This is a genomic window from Streptomyces boetiae (assembly GCF_031845405.1).
Classification (GTDB): Bacteria; Actinomycetota; Actinomycetes; order Streptomycetales; family Streptomycetaceae; genus Streptomyces; species Streptomyces boetiae.
The window spans coordinates 24,138-38,778 of sequence record NZ_JAVREN010000008.1 but is presented as its reverse complement, the minus strand read 5'-3'; the positions used below and the strand labels follow the sequence as shown (position 1 = coordinate 38,778).

Genomic DNA, 14,641 nt, shown 5'->3' with positions numbered 1-14,641 from the left:
AGGCCGAGGGCGGCGAGCGCGGCGCCGGGGACGGTCACGAGACGTGGTCCCGGTACGGCGCCGGGGCCGGGCCCGGCACGGGGCGCGTCGGCAGCGACGTCCTCTTCTCCGGCTCCTGCTCGGCGCGCCCGGCCTGCTCGGCGGACGGCTGCGCCGCCTCGGCGTTGGCCGGGACGTTCGCCTGCTCCTCGGCCCACTGGCCCGAGGCCCAGTCGGCCGGGGTCAGGATCTCCAGGCACCAGGTCGGCCGGTCGGAGGACAGTGCCCAGCCGAGCGCCCGCAGCTCCTCCGTCCCGGGCCTGGGGGCGACGACGAGCACCCGGACCTCGACGTGCACGCCGTGGAGGCCGTGGTAGTGGTAGGCGCGGCCCGGCTGGAAGAAGCCGGGGGGCGCCGTCGCGGTGCCGGCGGCGCGCATCAACTCCAGGGACAGCGTCTCGGTCGCCTTCTGCGCAGCGTCCAGGCGGTCGGCCAGCGCGGTGGAACGCTCCTCGGCGCGGTGCAGGTCCGAGCGGGCGGTCGCGGAGGCCCGCTCCGCCTTCTCGGTGCGCTCGGCCAGGCCGGTGAGCTGCTGGACGGTCGTGCGGTCGCGGCGCTCCAGCTCGGCGCACCGCTCCTGCGAGAGCCGCAGGCGCTTACGCAGGCCGGTGATCTCCGCCTCCAAGGCGCGGCGGGGGGTGGTGAACGGCCACATGGTCAGCGGCCTCCTCTACGGGCAGGGGCGGGCGGGGTGGTGGCCTGGGTGATCCCGCCGCCCCGGGGGGCGGTGACCTTCCCGGGCAGGCTGTACGGGGTGTAGCCGGGCACGGCGGCGCGGAGCAGGGCGGCGAGGTGCTGGTCCCGGATGGTGGCCGGGCCCTGGGCGTGGCCGCCCAGCGCGGAGGTGGCCGCGGCCTCCCGCGCGGCGAGTGCGAGGCAGGCGAGGCGGTGGCCGGTGACGCCCGGCCTGCGGGCGTACTCCCGCGCCAGCGCGGTCAGCACGTCCTCCGGGCGGGGCGCGGGGGGGGCGGGGCGGGCGGCGCGCAGCTCGGCCTCCCGCAGCGCGCACCACCAGGTCCACAGAAGGAGCAGGGCGGCGGCCAGGGCCGCGAGGCCGCTCACGAGTCGGCCTCGGCGTCGTAGGCGGCGGCGACCGGGACGGGGGTGACGGTGTAGCCGGTGCCGACGACGTCGTGCGTCATGTCCGGCGGGTCCTCGGGGTCCCGGGGCCCGGTCAGCGGCTCGATGGTGCACAGCTCCTCGGCGGCGTCCTCGTCCCCGCTGTCGGGGACCCAGGTCACCGCCGCCCCGGGCCGCTCCGCATGGAGCAGGGCCTGGCAGTGGGCGCGGGCGGCGCGGCGGGAGAGATAGGTGCCGAGCGGGCCCGGCTCGCCCTCGTAGGCGGCGCGGTAGACGGTGACCTCGCGCGGGCCGCCGCCGGGGTCCGTGGTGATCAGGGCGCGCACCATCTGCGCGCAGCGGGCGGTGATCGCCCGCGCGGTCGCGGACGCGTCCTCTTCCCTGTACGCCAGGACGGCGGCCTCGGCGGTCGCGATGGCCTGGTCGTGCGTGGCGGTCGCGATGTCCTGCGCCTCCTCCGGGTCGAACAGCAGCCCGGCGCAGTGCAAGACCTCGGCCATTCGGTCGGCATCGTCGGGGCCGAGGCCGTGCCGGGCGAGGAGGTCACGGGCGGCGTGTGCGACGCGGCGCGCGGGGTCCGGGGGGACGGCGGGCAGCGGGGCGGCCGGGGCGCTCACCGGTCCGTCTCCGTCCCGGCCTCGTCGGCCTGCGGGGCGGTGAGGGACCACGCCTCGTAGCGGACGCCGTCCAGCTCGCCGGTGGCGGAGGTGTAGATGCTGCTGTCGGGCCGGTCGGTGTGCGGGCGGGCGCTCGCGGTGCCGCCGAAGTGCTCGGCGAACTCGGTGACGGCGTCGGCGTTGTTGTGGAAGTACAGCTTCAGCTGCGGGTGGAGCCCGGCCGCTTCGATCGCCAGGGAGGAGGGGGCGGCCGGGGACTGGGCGATGATGCGGGAGGTGGCGGCGATCGCCGCCACCAGGCGGGCGCGGGTCTCCTCGGCCGCGGCGGCGCGCTCGGCGGCGACGGCGTCGCGGGCGGCGGCCTCGGCGAGCACCGCCGAGTAGTAGTCGATGTGGCCGCAGGGGTTGTCCCAGCGGTCGACGGCGTACCAGGCGCCGTCCTCGCAGAAGCGGTGCCCGGCGGCGGCGCCGCGGGGGCCGCCGCACGTGGGGCAGTGGGCGGAGATGGTGACGGTGCGGATCGTCACGCCGACGTAGTCGCGGCCGGAGCCGCGGTCGCAGACGCGGACGGTCATCGTCGGCCCGGCCAGCGGGTCGTCGGGGGCGGACGGCGCGGGCGCCGTTCCGCTGAGGTGCTGGGTAGGCTCGTTCACGGCCTACTCCTCTCTCTTCTGGGTTGTAGGGGGGATGGGCCACTCGGGGCCGCCGGCGCTCTCCGGCGGCCCCGGCCCGGGGGAGTGATCAGGCGACGGCGCGCGCGGCCAGGGCGTCGGCCTGGGTCTTGCGCTCCAGCCAGGCCAGGACGTCGGCGCGGTCGTAGAGGACCCGCCGACCCACGCGGCGCCCCTTGGGGCCGGTCCCTCGGTGCCGCATCTGAAGCACCGCAGCGGGAGTCAGACGGATCAGCTCAGCCACTTCCTTGGTCGTCATGAACTGCGGGGCGTCGCCCGTCCTGCTCATGGGATTGCTCCTGTCGGGGGATTTCGATCTCGGTGATCTCGCGTCCGAGGCCGGACGCGATGCGGGCGAGCACTTCAGGTGTCGGGTGGCGCTCGCCGCGCTCGATGCGCGAGAGGTGGGCGGGGGAGAGGCCGGCGGCCTCAGCGAACCGACGCAACCGGAAGCCGGCCAGCTCGCGGAGCCGCCGGATTTTCGGTCCATCGGCCTGCACGCCAGCGACGATACACAGGGATGCGCAACGAGACAAGACGATGCCTACCGAATCTCAACGACGCCGATCGGAGGTCGTGACGATGCGGAGGGCACGTGCAGATCACACGGGGATGGCGCGCACTCGTCTCGTGTCGGCGCTGATGGCCCGCTACCTTGTTGCCTGCTGTTGCCTGCGCCATGTCGGGTGGCGCAGGCGCAGTCACCGGGAGAGGTCACTCATGAATCGAGATCCACGGGCATGGCAGAGGCTGTCGCGCGCCTTGCGCGAGGCCAGGGGGCACAAGGGGCTCACCCAGGCCGACCTCGCCTCGCTGGCCGGGGTATCGCTGGCCGCGGTCGGGGCTGCGGAGAAGGGCGAGCCGCCAGAGAAGCGGATGCCGCCGACCCTGCCGAAGATCGCTCGCGCCCTCGGCTGGCCGGCAGGAGCGATCGAAACGATCCTGGAGGGCGCTGATCCGCCCGGAGGCTGGACCGAGCCCGCGGCCCGGCTCGACGCCGGCCTGGTCGAGACAGTCATGACCCAGGCCATGGTCACCGCCACCAACCAAGCGACAGCGGCTGAAATCAGGCGGGCGGTCACCATCGCCGTGGACGAGCTGCGTCGACACGGTGTCCTCAATGAGCCTGACGACGTACAACCAAATCAGACGATGTGAGACGACTAGTGACGAGGTATCTACCCGGGTAGGCTCCGCGATCTGGGCAACGGCGCCTGGGAAGCACGGGGAGGGACATGCACCGGCAGTCGACACCAGTCCTCGTCACGGACGAATTTCCGGCCAGCGTCTCGGTGGTGACCATGCGCGTCGAGGGGCGGCCGTACGGCGTGGTGAGCCGGACGGCCGCCGCGGACCGCAGCCGCCACGCCGAGATCATGCGGGCCCTGACGCGCGCCGGGATAGACCGGCAGGCGATACGCGAGGTGCTTGATGGGGTACGTGGCTGACCGCTGGCACAAGACCCGGCCGGAGCCGGGGGAGCCGGAGTGCGGCGAGCACAAGGGGAAGGTCCCAAGCCAGGCCCACGGCAAGGGGAAGCGGTGGCAGGCCCGCTACGACGGGCCGGACGGCAAGGAACGCACGAGCCTCCACAGGACCCTGACTGAGGCCGAGCGCGAGATCGTCAAGCAGGAGGCCGCGAAGCTGACGGGGAGCTGGATCGACCCGAAGGCAGGGAAGATCCAGGTCGGCACCTTCGCGCTGGAGACATGGCTGCCGGCGCAGGAGATCGGACGGCGCACGGAGATCGAGTACCGGGGCATCCTGGAGCGCTACCTGATCCCGGAGTGGGGGACCCGGGAGATGCACAGCGTGAAGCCGTCCGAGGCCAAGACCTGGCAGAAGCTGCTGGTCTCGAAGTACGAGCTGTCCGGCGAGTACCCGGCGAAGGTCGCCAGCAAGGCCCGCAGCGTCTTCCGCCTGGCGGTGCTGGACCGGGTCATAGCCGTCACGCCCTTCGCGGGGGTGCCTGCGCCCAAGTACGACCCGGTGGCCGTGGACCCGCCGGACCTGCCCGAGGTGCTGAGGCTGGTGGAGGCTGCCTACCACGACCGCTGGCGGGTGATGCTCGACCTCGCCTCCATGACCGGCCTGCGGTCCGGCGAGCTGCGCGGGCTCGTGCTCGACAAGGTCGACTTCCTGAACGGCGCGCTGAGGGTCCACCAGCAGCTCGTGTACGAGCGCGGGGAGGGCCTGTACTTCGCGGACCTGAAGACCGGCGCCGGCCGCCGCGTGATCCCGCTGCCGCAGGAGGCCGTGGACCTGCTGGCCGCCTACGTCGCGAAGCACCGGCCGCCGAAGGCCGGGCCCTGGAAGGGACTGCTCTTCACGATGCCGGGAGGTGAGCCGGTAGGCGAGAGCACCGCGGACTGGGCGCTGAAGTCGATCTGCCGGAAGGCGCGCACCGTGCCGCGGCACTGGCACGAGCTGCGGCACCACTACGCCAGCGTGCTGATCGCGGGCGGGGAGAACCCGCGAGTCGTCCAGGAGCGGCTGGGCCACAAGGACGTGGCGACCACGATGCGGATCTACGCCCACCTGTGGGCCGAGGCGGACAGCCGGACGCGCGACGTGCTCGCCGACGCGCGCAGGAAGGCCCGAGGGGCGACCATGGAGGGGACGGACCGGAAATCCTCCGCATCGGGCGGAAGGATTCCGGAATCCAAAGCCCCTGTCAGGGCTCTGACCATGGTAGGAGCATGATCAGTGACCTCACCACTGGATGTTCCAGGCGGAGAACGGGAGCTGAGATGCGCTCCCGGGGGTCCCGCGGCGTGAGCCCGGCGGCGCTGCCGCGGGACGCGTACGCGGAGGTGGCCGACGCGGTGGCGGCGGACATCCGCGCCGGGCGCCTGCCGCCCGGCGCGCCGCTCCCGGAGGAGCCGGCGCTCGCGGAGGCGTACGGCGTGGAGCCGCGCACGGCGCGCGAGGCGGTGCGCGAGCTGAGCGAACGCGGCCTCGTGGACACCCCACGCCCCGATCAGGGCCCGCCCCGCGTGGCCTCCCCGCCCTCCTCCCCGCCCCCGGACGGCGAGGAGGGCTGAACGACCACCCGCGGGGCGGGCGTTGGCCGGTCCCGGCCTCGGCGTGATCCGAGTAGCCAGTCGGTGACTCTCTGGCGTTTCACTACCATGAAACGAGTCGGCGCCGCGTGGCAGGCGCGTGCGGAAAGGGAGGAGCGAACGTCATGACGATCGCCCCTGAGCACGCAGGGAACGACACGGTCCGCTACCAGGCGATGCGCGACATCGTCGAGCGGATACAGGACGGCGTGCCCGGCAAGCTGGAGGTCACCAAGGAAGGGATCGTCCACGACATGGTGTCGCCCGGGGGGCCTCACGAGATGACGGCGGCGCGCATCAGCCGCCGTCTGGAGCGGGTCATGCCCGACGACTTGCTGGCCCACACCGGGACGCCGGACGTGGAGAGCCTGCACGAGGGCGTGCTCCGTCACCCCGACGTCATGGTGATGGCCTGGGCCGACATGGAGGTCGAGGGCTCCTTCGACCCCCGCACGGTCATGGCCGCCATCGAGGTGGTCTCCCGGTCGAACCCGGATAACGACTGGGTGGGCAAGATGCGGGACTACCCGCTGCTCGGCATTCCCGTCTACGTGATCTTCGACCCGCGTACGGGCGAGGGGGCCGTCATGTCCGACATCCACCCCACGCCGAGCGGCCCCCGGTACGCGACCCGCAAGGACTTCGTGTACGGCGAGGAGATCACGATCGGCGAGTGGACGATCTCGACCGCGGACCTGCCGCGCTATTCCGACACCACCGGCTGACACCGAGCGGGCCTGCGGACCGGCGTACGGGCCCGGAAAGGGATTTCCCTTTCCGGGCCCCGGCGCGTCAACTCTCGTTCCTCAGTGCGAAGGCGTCAGCTCGGGTTGTTCACCCACCCCGAACAGCCGACGTGGTCCTCGCAGACGCGGAAGCGGGCGATGCGGGAGGAGTACTCGGCCCACGGGCCCCAGTTTCCGTCCGAGCCGTTGCCGTCCCACTGGGAGACGTGGGCGCCGTTGGCGAGATACGCGTCGGCGTAGACGCCGTTGCCGTCGCTCTCGCCGTCGTAGGCGCGCATCGCGTACGCGGTGGCCTGGGCCCGGTCCGAGCCGTGCGAGAGCGTGGTGGCGGAGGCCGAGGTGGCCGTGGTGATCGCGAACAGGAACGCACCGCTCAGAACCGCTCCGGTCCTGAACAGATTCTTCGGAAATTTCCGCATGGTCGATCTCCCTTTCCTGTCTCCCGTGAACCGGCCTGATGCAAACCGGCCGCCCTCACGGTAGAAGCGCCCAACACCCGGGAGCCAGGCGCGTTTTCGCCAATCGCACCCGGGAATTGGCCGGAAATTCCGGAGAACATTCTTTCGCATTTTCCGCCCTCGTGAATCCTCGGAATTCCACCTGCATTCGGCCGGGAATTCACCGCCGGACGGATATCGTCCGAGTCGCCCACACCACGGTGGCAGGACCCATCGTGAACGTCTCGCCCGTCCCGAACGTCAGCCGCCGCCCGCCCCGGGGCAGCGCCGCCATGTCCACCACCGTCAACGCCTGCCCGCCGACGAGCAGTTGATCGCCGCACCGGACCGACTGCGCGTCCACGACGAGCCCGTGCGCGACGCCCGGCCGCACGTTCACCGCCCCACCCCGCCGCAGCCGGGCGCGCAGGCCCGCAGGGTGAACGCCCGCCCCACCCGGTCGAACACCGGCCCCAGCGCGCGGGTTCCCTCCTCCGCGACGCCCGCCAGGGACGTTCCGCACCGCACGCACTCCGCCTGCGCCCACTGCCCCGGACTCAGCCGTGCCTCCAGATCGACGCCCGCCAGCTCCGGCGGCGGCCCGCACACGTGCACGTCCCCCTCCGGGTACACCGCCGGACACCCCCCGCACCCCACGAGCCGCCGCGCGGGCGGCAGTTCACGCCGTCCGCCCACGCCGCACCTCCCAGAACGCCCCGCGCACCGCCGCCCGCAACGCCCCCGGCTCGGCCAGGCAGACCCCCGACGGCGCGATCAGCCACCGCAGCCCGGCCCCACCCGTGAAGGCCCCGGCCACGAACCGCGCCGGCGGCACGGCCACGCTCTGCCCGGCCCCCAGCACCTCCGCCCCGAACGCGTCCCACCCATCGGCGGCCCCCACCCGCACGAGCCACGTGAGGCTGTCCCCCACCTGATCCTCGATCACCGCCCCTTCCAACTGCGCCCGCCGCAACAGCGCGACCACCCGCACCCCGACGAACCCGGGCACGCGCACGGCGTCGAACCAGCGGTGACAGGGCACCACTTGCACGCCTTGTCCTGCGGACGGCAGCCACAGGGGGAGTGAGTCCTGTACTCGATCCATGCGCCGAAGTTACGTTTGGTGAGTGAGCCGTCACAGATATGCGGCGTGGGAATCCGGCCGTCGCGCCGCGCCCCCACCCGGCACGGAACGTGCCTGCTAAGCGAGTTCGAAGAACGCCGCCAGGCGGCGCTGCTGCGGCGTCAGCCGCCTGCGCTTGCTGTGCCGCAGCACGTCCCGGAACGTGCCCGCCGCCATGCGCTGGTGCCGCAGCCACTCCGGCGTCTCGTCCAGCAGCCCGGAGAGGATCGCCGTCGCCTCGGAGCCCTGGCGGAGCTGCGCGTGGGCCTGCGCCACGTCGAGGAGGTGGCGGCGCGCGAGCTTGCTGTCCGCGCCGTACCCCAGGCGTTCGGCGAAGGCCAGCACCCGGCGGGGGCGGCCCGTCACGAGGTAGTTCTCGATCCCCTGGAAGGCGACGGTGCGCCAGTCGAAGCGTCCCCAGCTCGACGGCTCCACCACGGAACGGCCGCCCAGCGCCGCGCCCGCCGTGCGGGCCATGCGCAGCAGGTCCCGGGCCTCGGCGGGCCGGTTGTTGCGGGCCGCTGCCGCGCTGGCGTGGATCAGCAGCTTCCCCCACGCGCCCAGCGTCTCGCGCGAGGCGCGGGAGATGCGCGGCTCGATCGCCTCGGCCGTTGCCACGCTGACGCGTTCGGCCTCGTCCAGCCTGCCCTGGCGCATGAGGAGCCAGCCCTGCTGGTACACCGCCCCGGCCACGCCCGCGCGGTCCTCCGCCTCGTCCGCGTCGGTGACGGCGTCCCGCAGGGCGACGTGGGCCAGGTCGTAGGCGCGCACCTGCGTGAGGTAACGCCCGGCCATCTGGAGGGCGTTGGACCGCAGGGCCAGCGCGCGCACGCGTTCGGCGCCGCCGTCGAAACGCTCGACGGCCGCGTGCGCCGAACGCACCAGGCCCGGCAGCAGCCCGGCCACCTGCCGGTAGTCGTCCCCGTGGTAGGCGTGGGCCACGTGCCGGGCGGCGTCCGCCAGGTGCCCGAGATCCAGCTCGGGGTCGGCCTCCCCGGGGGCCGCGACGGAGCCGCCGAAGGTGACCGGCGGGGCGATTGCCTGCCTCAGCGGCATCAGGGACAGCTTGTCGTCGTCCTTGCGCCGCGTCTCGTGCGGACCGCCCGCGTCGAAGAGCGCCGAGGTCCGCACGCGCAGCGCGCGGGCGAGCGAGTGATACGTCTCGATCCGGGCGTTGCCGCCGCGCTCGATCTTCTTGACCACCCCCACGCTGAGCCCGGCCGCTTCGGCCAGGCTCTCCTGGGTGAACCCGCGACGCAGCCGCAGGTCCCGCAGGCGGTCCCCGGGAAGAGCAGGCCCGGACATGGCGATCCCCGTCCTGTCGGACATCCGGTCACTCGCCAGGATAGGCCGCAGAATTGACGCGCGGGGTCGCGCTGTTCACGCTTCACCCGCCGGGGGCCTACGCCCCCGAGTCCGACGCGGAGTGGGCCAGGTGCGGCCACGGGGGGCGGGGGCCCGTGAGGGCCAGGTCGTGGCCCAAGGCGACGAGGCGGAGGGCGCGTTCCGTCGCGGCCGTGAGGAATTCCGCTGCGCGGGCGAGGGCCTCGGGGAGGGGGAGGGGGGCGGGGAGAATGGAGCAGTAGGCGGCGGCGCCCGCGGAGCGGATGTCGTCGGCGCCCTCGCCGAGGATGCCGGCGAGGACCAGGGCGGGGACGCCCAACGCGCGGGCGCGGCGGGCGATTTCGCCGGGGATCTTGCCGCGCGGGGACTGGTGGTCGAGGGCGCCCTCCGCCGTGATGACGAGGTCCGCGCGGGCCAGGCGCGCGTCGAGGTCGAGGTGGCCGAGGAGGACGTCGAAGCGGGGGAGGAGGCGGGCGCCGAGCGCCGCGAGGCCCGCGCCGAGGCCGCCGGAGGCGCCCGTACCGGGGGCGGTGCGCAGGTTGGGGGCGGCCGGGCGCAGGTCGCGGTGGAGGATCGCGGCCCAGCGTTCGAGGGCGGCGGACAGGTGCTCCACCTGGGCGGGGCCCGCCCCTTTCTGCGGTCCGAAGACGCGCGCCACGCCCATCGGCCCGCACAGGACGTTGTGCGGATTGCAGGCCACCAGCAGCTCCGTGGCGCGCAGCCGCGGGTCAAGACCCGTGGGGTCGATCCGGAACAGGTGGACCAATGCGCCGCCGCCGCGCGGCAGTTCGCGCCCCGAGGCGTCCAGCAGGCGCGCGCCCAGGGCCTGGAGGGCGCCCGCGCCGCCGTCCGAGGTGCCCGAGTCGCCGCAGCCGACCAGGACGCGGCGCGCCCCCGCGTCCAGCGCGGCCCGGATCAGCTCGCCGACGCCGAAGGTCGTGGTGCGGCCCGGGTCGCGCAGGCGCGGCGGGATGAGGGAGAGGCCGGCGACCGCGGCCATCTCGACCACGGCCGTTCCGTCGCCGAGCAGGGCGTAGTGGCCGGGCACGGCCTCGCCCAGCGGGCCGGTGGCGGTGTGCGCGATCAGCCGCCCGCCGGACGCGGCGGCCAGCGCCGCGGCCGTTCCCTCGCCGCCGTCCACCAGCGGTATCAGGTCGATCTCGGCGCGCGGCGCCACGCGGTGCAGGCCGGCGGCGATGGCCTGCGCGGCCTGCGGGGCGGTCAGGGACTCCTTCAGGCCGCTGGGTGCGACCGCGAAACGGGACAGGGGCGACAAGGGGCCTCCTCGGGGAGCGGGGGGAAATCAGGGCGCGACGCCGAACAGCGGCCACACGCCCAGCGCGAACGCCAGCACCAGCGCCGCGCTCAGCGGCGCGAGCACTGCGGACAGGCGCAGCAGGTCGGCGGGGGTGTAGGTGGGCGTTCCGGGGACTGCCGCGAAGAGAGCCACGGGCTTGGCCGACGCCGGGAGCGTGTGGCAGAACCCGGCCGCCGCCGTCGAGGCCAGCGCGGCGGCCACCGGGTCCACCCCGGCCGCCGCCGCGGCGGCCACCACCAGCGGGACCAGGACGGAGGAGCGGGCCGAGCGGGACTGGAGCAGCAGGTGGGCCGCGGTGCTGACCGCGACGACCACGGCCAGGAACGCCCAGGCCGGGACCGCCTCGCCGCCCGGCAGCCGGGAGACCAGCCAGTCGGCCGCGCCCGAGTCGGCCAGCGCGACGCCCATCGCCATCGTCGCGGCCATGAACAGCAGCAGCGACCAGGGGACGGTGGCCAGCGCGTCCTTCAGGCGGATCGTGCCGAGCGGCGCGGGCGCGGTGATCAGGACCGCGCCGAGCAGGGCCACCACCGCCGGGGGTATCCCGTGCAGCGGCTCACTGCACCACAGCGTCACCACCCCGGCCAGCAGGCCCGCGCACCGGGACTCGACGGCCGTCAGGGGCCCGGTCACCGGCCGGTCGCTGTGCTCCTGAACGGCCTCGGCCGCGATCCGCACCGGCCCGCGCCGGTCAGCGCGCCGGGTCGCGGTCAGCAGGACCGCCTCGGCGGCCAGGTGCGAGGAGGCCACCGCGAGGGGCAGGCCCAGCAGCAGCCACTGGTGGAACGCGATCCGCTCGCCCGTGGTCTCCCACAGCACCGAGACGGTGATCAGGTGCGCGCCGGCGCCGGTCAGCGTGGCCACGGCCGAGAGCAGGATCACCGTGGGGAAGAGCAGGGCCAGCGCGACGACCAGGCGCGGACGGCCCGCCAGGGTGCGGGCCAGCGCGAGAAAGACGGGCAGCGCCAGCGCGGCCCGGCCCGAGGTGGCCGGGACGGCGAAGGCCGAGACGACCAGCACCGCCGCGGTCAGGTGGAAGAGCTGCCGGACGGTGCGCGCCCCCGTCACCAGGAAGGCCGCGGCCCGCCCGGCCAGGCCGGTGCGCGCCACCCCGGCGGCCAGCACGAACGCGCAGATCAGCAGCCAGATCGTGGCGTCCCCCAGCGGCGCGAACAGCGCCTGGGTGCTGGTCACTTCGGAGACCGTCAGGACCAGTCCGGCGCCCAGGGCGACGTAGGTGTCCTCCAGGGGCCCGGCGATCCACGCGCACGTGGCCAGTGCGAAGACCGCCAGCGTGATGCGGCCCTCGCCGCCCAGGCCCGGGAAGTTCCGCGGGACCAGGAGGAGGCCGCAGAGCGTCAGCGCCGCGCAGACGGCGGCCGTCCGCGGGAGACTTCGGAGCGTCACCCCGCCAGTCTCGGAACGCCCGGTGAGCCGCCGATGAGCCGGTCATGAGGGGAAGTTCATCCGCACGGGGGAACGCCCGTGCCCGGCGCGGGCTCCCCGGACCCCCCGGACGGGTCACCCGCCAGCCGGTACCCCATCCCGCGGACCGTCTCCACGCGCCCGGCGCCCAGCTTCTTGCGCAGCGCCCGGACGTAGACGTCCACGATGTTGGAGCCGGGGTCGAAGTCGTAGCCCCACACGTGGGACAGGATCTGCTCGCGGGAGAGCACCTGCCCGGGGTGGCGCAGGAAGAGCTCCAGCAGCACGAACTCCCGCGCGGTCAGGTCCACGAGTCCCTGGCAGGCGCCGGTGCGCGCCCGGCGGGTGCGCAGGTCCAGGCTCAGGTCCCCGCAGCGCAGCACCGTTACCTCCGGGGCGCGGGCGGCCGTGCGCAGGCGCAGCCGCACCCGGGCCAGCAGCTCCTCGAAGCGGAACGGCTTGGTCATCCAGTCGTCCGCGCCGCCCTCAAGACCGGCCACGGTGTCCCGCACCGAGTCCCGGGCCGTCAGCACGATCACCGGCACCTGCACCCGCGCCTCGCGCAGCTCCCGCAGCACGGTGAACCCGTCGCGGCCCGGCAGCCCGATGTCCAGGACCACCAGGTCGAAACGCCCGGAGCCGGCCGCCGCGAACGCCGCGTCACCGTCGGGCGCGATGGCCGTGACGAAGCCGTTGGCCCGCAGGCCCTTCTCGACGAAGGCGGCGATCCGCTCCTCGTCCTCCGCGATCAGGATGCGATTCACTGCGGGGCCTCCTGGGGGGACGGCAGGGGTGGCTGGGTGGGCAGGACCAGGACGAACGTCGCGCCGCCGCCCGGGGTGGGGCGCAGGTCCACGCGCCCCCGGTGGCCCTCGGCGATGGCCCGCACGATGGACAGGCCGAGCCCGCCGCCCCCGCCCAGCCCGCCGCCGCGCCGGGACGCGCTGCCCCGCCGGAAGCGTTCGAAGATCAGCTCCGCCTCGCCGGGCGGCACCCCGGGCCCGCCGTCCGCCACGTACAGCTCGGCCAGGGGCGGCCCGCCGCCCGGCGGGGTCACCAGCCGCGAGCCGATGCGGACCCGCGCGCCCGGGCCGGTGTGCTGGACGGCGTTCTGCGCGAGCTGGACCATCGCCTGGGTGATGCGCTGGGCGTCGGCGCGGATCTCGCAGCCGGCCGCCTCGGGCAGCTCCCAGCGCCGCTCGCCCAGGGCCCGCGCCTTGACGAACACGTCCGCCGTCAGCTCCGCGAGCTGCACCGGGCCGGGGTCCACGAATCCGGGGCGCTCGGCGTTGGCCAGCAGCAGCAGGTCCTCCACGAGCCGGCTCATCCGGTCCAGCTCCTCCGTCACCAGGCGTACGGTCTCCCGCCGTTCCGCCGCACCCCCGGCGTCCGCGTCCTGGCTCATCAGCTCCAGGTGGCCGCGCACGATGGTGATCGGGGTGCGCAGCTCGTGCCCGGCGTCGTCCACGAAGCGGCGCTGCGCGGCGAAGGCGCGCTCCAGCCGGTCGAGCATGGCGTTGAACGTCTCGGCCAGGGCCTGGATGTCGTCCCGGCCGCGCAGCGGGATGCGGCGGGTGAGGTCCAGCTCGGTGAGCTGGGCGGCCGTGGCGCGTACCAGCCGCACCGGGGCCAGGATGCGGCCGGCCACCACCCAGCCCCCGGCGCAGGTCATCAGCAGCGCGACGCCGGAGATGGCCACGAGCAGCCGCACCACGTCCTCGGCCTGACCCAGCGCCCGGTCGGCGTGCAGGGCCACGATGAACGCCGCCTCCGCGTCGCCGGAACGGGCCGGGGCGATGGGCACCTTGGCCCAGCGGATCTCGCCGGAGGCGCGGCGCAGCGTGCCGGTGCGGCCCGGGGCCTCGGCGATCCGCTCCAGCGCGGCGGGGTCCTCGTGCAGGGGCAGCGGGGCGGGCACCTCCCGCGGCTGGCGGATGAGGACGGGCCGGGGCTCCTCGCGGACCAGCCCCAGCAACTCCTCGTCGGTGTCCGGGTACTGGCGTTCCAGGAACGCCGTCAGCAGCCGCCGCGCGTCGGTGAAGGGCGCGCCCGTGGCCGGGTCCACCTCGTGCTCCACGAAGCTGCCGAACTCGGAGGTCTCCTGGGACAGCAGCCGCCCGGTCCGCTCGGTCACGTCGCGCAGCAGGATGGAGCGCGTGGTGAGAACGACGGTGGTGAGGGCGACGGCCATCACCACCAGCAGCCACAGCAGGATGCGCAGGCGCGCGGAGTCGCGGAACGGTCGGCGCGGGGGGCGGCCGGGGGCGCGTTGGGGGGAGCGTCCGGGGGCGTGCGCGGCGGCGCGGGCGGGCGTTCCGCCATGGGCGCGGTCAGCCGTCGTCGCCGTCGTCCCCGTCTGCCGTGTCCTCGCCGTCCTCCTCGTCTCCCTCTCCCTCTCCGAGGTCCTCCGCGTCCTCGCCGTCGTCATCCTCGGCCTGTGCGCCGTCCTCCTCTCCGGCCTCGCCCAGCCCGTCATCCGGAGCGTCCCGGTCGCCGTCGTCGTCCTGTGGATCGGTGTCATCGATGGATCCCGCGGTGGGGGAGGGCCCGGGCACGATCTCCTCGTGGGGCGGGGCGGCCGGCGGGGCCGGGTCCCGCAGCTCGATGTCGGCGGGGACCCGTGGCGGCTCGGGGTCGTCGCTGAGCAGGAAGCTGGTCCCCGCGATGCCGACGGGTATCAGGACGACGGCGGCGAGGGTCGCCATCCGGTGCGAAAAGGCCATGGCTCCCAGGCTCGGGGCGGACCGCGGTGGGCTGCATGAAAGCAGGATGAGGGAAG

General features: G+C 74.5%; 20 protein-coding genes. 5 read left to right on the top strand and 15 right to left on the bottom strand.

All coding sequences use genetic code 11. The annotated features are described in order from the left end of the window. Window positions 1-34 precede the first annotated feature (34 nt). From RM780_RS07640 to RM780_RS07620, 5 genes are all read right to left on the bottom strand, one after another. Entirely contained in the window at window positions 35-694 is a 660-nt protein-coding gene (locus RM780_RS07640; RefSeq protein ID WP_311629772.1) for a hypothetical protein, read from the bottom strand. Between the two features lie 2 nt (window positions 695-696). Beyond that, a complete protein-coding gene (locus tag RM780_RS07635; protein WP_311629771.1) occupies window positions 697-1,101 on the bottom strand; it encodes a hypothetical protein in 405 nt (134 codons plus the stop codon). Further along, the gene (locus tag RM780_RS07630; RefSeq protein WP_311629770.1) at window positions 1,098-1,736 is read right to left on the bottom strand and encodes a hypothetical protein; all 639 of its coding nucleotides are present in this window, start codon (window positions 1,734-1,736) and stop codon (window positions 1,098-1,100) included. Before RM780_RS07630 ends, RM780_RS07635 begins: the two co-directional genes overlap by 4 nt. Beyond that, window positions 1,733-2,389, bottom strand: coding sequence for a hypothetical protein (locus RM780_RS07625; RefSeq protein ID WP_311629769.1), 657 nt, complete (start codon window positions 2,387-2,389; stop codon window positions 1,733-1,735). Before RM780_RS07625 ends, RM780_RS07630 begins: the two co-directional genes overlap by 4 nt. 254 nt (window positions 2,390-2,643) lie before the next feature. Further along, window positions 2,644-2,907: a helix-turn-helix domain-containing protein gene (locus tag RM780_RS07620; RefSeq protein WP_311629768.1), complete on the bottom strand. Its 264-nt coding sequence runs from the start codon at window positions 2,905-2,907 to the stop codon at window positions 2,644-2,646. A gap of 220 nt (window positions 2,908-3,127) precedes the next feature. On the opposite strand from RM780_RS07620, the gene RM780_RS07615 reads away from it, so the two are divergent. The 5 genes from RM780_RS07615 to RM780_RS07595 all read left to right on the top strand — a co-directional run bounded on the left by RM780_RS07615 (window position 3,128) and on the right by RM780_RS07595 (window position 6,194). Next, window positions 3,128-3,565 (top strand): helix-turn-helix transcriptional regulator, encoded by a 438-nt coding sequence (locus tag RM780_RS07615; RefSeq protein ID WP_311629767.1) that lies wholly within the window; start codon window positions 3,128-3,130, stop codon window positions 3,563-3,565. Between the two features lie 77 nt (window positions 3,566-3,642). Beyond that, window positions 3,643-3,855, top strand: a complete 213-nt coding sequence (locus RM780_RS07610) for a hypothetical protein (protein ID WP_311629766.1) — start codon at window positions 3,643-3,645, stop codon at window positions 3,853-3,855. After that, window positions 3,839-5,110, top strand: a complete 1,272-nt coding sequence (locus RM780_RS07605) for a tyrosine-type recombinase/integrase (RefSeq protein ID WP_311629765.1) — start codon at window positions 3,839-3,841, stop codon at window positions 5,108-5,110. Before RM780_RS07610 ends, RM780_RS07605 begins: the two co-directional genes overlap by 17 nt. Before the next feature lie 47 nt (window positions 5,111-5,157). Beyond that, window positions 5,158-5,451: a GntR family transcriptional regulator gene (locus RM780_RS07600; protein ID WP_311629764.1), complete on the top strand. Its 294-nt coding sequence runs from the start codon at window positions 5,158-5,160 to the stop codon at window positions 5,449-5,451. Between the two features lie 143 nt (window positions 5,452-5,594). Continuing rightward, the gene (locus tag RM780_RS07595; protein WP_311629763.1) at window positions 5,595-6,194 is read left to right on the top strand and encodes a Uma2 family endonuclease; all 600 of its coding nucleotides are present in this window, start codon (window positions 5,595-5,597) and stop codon (window positions 6,192-6,194) included. A gap of 95 nt (window positions 6,195-6,289) precedes the next feature. Here RM780_RS07595 and RM780_RS07590 read toward each other — a convergent pair whose 3' ends face one another. From RM780_RS07590 to RM780_RS07545, 10 genes are all read right to left on the bottom strand, one after another. Continuing rightward, the gene (locus RM780_RS07590; protein WP_120760366.1) at window positions 6,290-6,634 is read right to left on the bottom strand and encodes a hypothetical protein; all 345 of its coding nucleotides are present in this window, start codon (window positions 6,632-6,634) and stop codon (window positions 6,290-6,292) included. Between the two features lie 199 nt (window positions 6,635-6,833). Continuing rightward, complete coding sequence (locus RM780_RS07585; protein ID WP_311629761.1) at window positions 6,834-7,052, bottom strand: hypothetical protein; 219 nt, start codon at window positions 7,050-7,052, stop codon at window positions 6,834-6,836. After that, window positions 7,049-7,285 (bottom strand): hypothetical protein, encoded by a 237-nt coding sequence (locus tag RM780_RS07580; RefSeq protein ID WP_311629760.1) that lies wholly within the window; start codon window positions 7,283-7,285, stop codon window positions 7,049-7,051. Before RM780_RS07580 ends, RM780_RS07585 begins: the two co-directional genes overlap by 4 nt. Before the next feature lie 46 nt (window positions 7,286-7,331). Beyond that, window positions 7,332-7,757, bottom strand: coding sequence for a hypothetical protein (locus RM780_RS07575; RefSeq protein ID WP_311629759.1), 426 nt, complete (start codon window positions 7,755-7,757; stop codon window positions 7,332-7,334). Between the two features lie 96 nt (window positions 7,758-7,853). Then, window positions 7,854-9,104, bottom strand: a complete 1,251-nt coding sequence (locus tag RM780_RS07570; protein WP_311629758.1) for a helix-turn-helix domain-containing protein — start codon at window positions 9,102-9,104, stop codon at window positions 7,854-7,856. 73 nt (window positions 9,105-9,177) lie between these two features. After that, complete coding sequence (locus tag RM780_RS07565; RefSeq protein WP_311629757.1) at window positions 9,178-10,395, bottom strand: glycerate kinase family protein; 1,218 nt, start codon at window positions 10,393-10,395, stop codon at window positions 9,178-9,180. A gap of 27 nt (window positions 10,396-10,422) precedes the next feature. Beyond that, window positions 10,423-11,844 (bottom strand): SLC13 family permease, encoded by a 1,422-nt coding sequence (locus tag RM780_RS07560; protein WP_311629756.1) that lies wholly within the window; start codon window positions 11,842-11,844, stop codon window positions 10,423-10,425. Between the two features lie 56 nt (window positions 11,845-11,900). Further along, entirely contained in the window at window positions 11,901-12,626 is a 726-nt protein-coding gene (locus RM780_RS07555) for a response regulator transcription factor (RefSeq protein ID WP_311629755.1), read from the bottom strand. Then, a complete protein-coding gene (locus RM780_RS07550; RefSeq protein WP_311629754.1) occupies window positions 12,623-14,053 on the bottom strand; it encodes a sensor histidine kinase in 1,431 nt (476 codons plus the stop codon). Before RM780_RS07550 ends, RM780_RS07555 begins: the two co-directional genes overlap by 4 nt. Before the next feature lie 139 nt (window positions 14,054-14,192). Next, window positions 14,193-14,585 carry a small secreted hydrophilic protein gene (locus tag RM780_RS07545; protein WP_311629753.1) on the bottom strand — a complete coding sequence of 131 codons (393 nt, stop codon included), beginning with the start codon at window positions 14,583-14,585 and terminating at the stop codon, window positions 14,193-14,195. Window positions 14,586-14,641 lie beyond the last annotated feature (56 nt).

Bases quoted from the DNA above. Each gene is read 5' to 3' on its own strand.
- RM780_RS07640 (WP_311629772.1), bottom strand. From the start codon at position 694: ATGTGGCCGTTCACCACCCCCCGCCGCGCCTTGGAGGCGGAGATCACC.
- RM780_RS07615 (WP_311629767.1), top strand. From the start codon at position 3,128: ATGAATCGAGATCCACGGGCATGGCAGAGGCTGTCGCGCGCCTTGCGC.
- RM780_RS07610 (WP_311629766.1), top strand. From the start codon at position 3,643: ATGCACCGGCAGTCGACACCAGTCCTCGTCACGGACGAATTTCCGGCC.
- RM780_RS07605 (WP_311629765.1), top strand. From the start codon at position 3,839: ATGGGGTACGTGGCTGACCGCTGGCACAAGACCCGGCCGGAGCCGGGG.
- RM780_RS07600 (WP_311629764.1), top strand. From the start codon at position 5,158: ATGCGCTCCCGGGGGTCCCGCGGCGTGAGCCCGGCGGCGCTGCCGCGG.
- RM780_RS07595 (WP_311629763.1), top strand. From the start codon at position 5,595: ATGACGATCGCCCCTGAGCACGCAGGGAACGACACGGTCCGCTACCAG.
- RM780_RS07590 (WP_120760366.1), bottom strand. From the start codon at position 6,634: ATGCGGAAATTTCCGAAGAATCTGTTCAGGACCGGAGCGGTTCTGAGC.
- RM780_RS07575 (WP_311629759.1), bottom strand. From the start codon at position 7,757: ATGGATCGAGTACAGGACTCACTCCCCCTGTGGCTGCCGTCCGCAGGA.
- RM780_RS07570 (WP_311629758.1), bottom strand. From the start codon at position 9,104: ATGTCCGACAGGACGGGGATCGCCATGTCCGGGCCTGCTCTTCCCGGG.
- RM780_RS07550 (WP_311629754.1), bottom strand. From the start codon at position 14,053: ATGGCCGTCGCCCTCACCACCGTCGTTCTCACCACGCGCTCCATCCTG.
- RM780_RS07545 (WP_311629753.1), bottom strand. From the start codon at position 14,585: ATGGCCTTTTCGCACCGGATGGCGACCCTCGCCGCCGTCGTCCTGATA.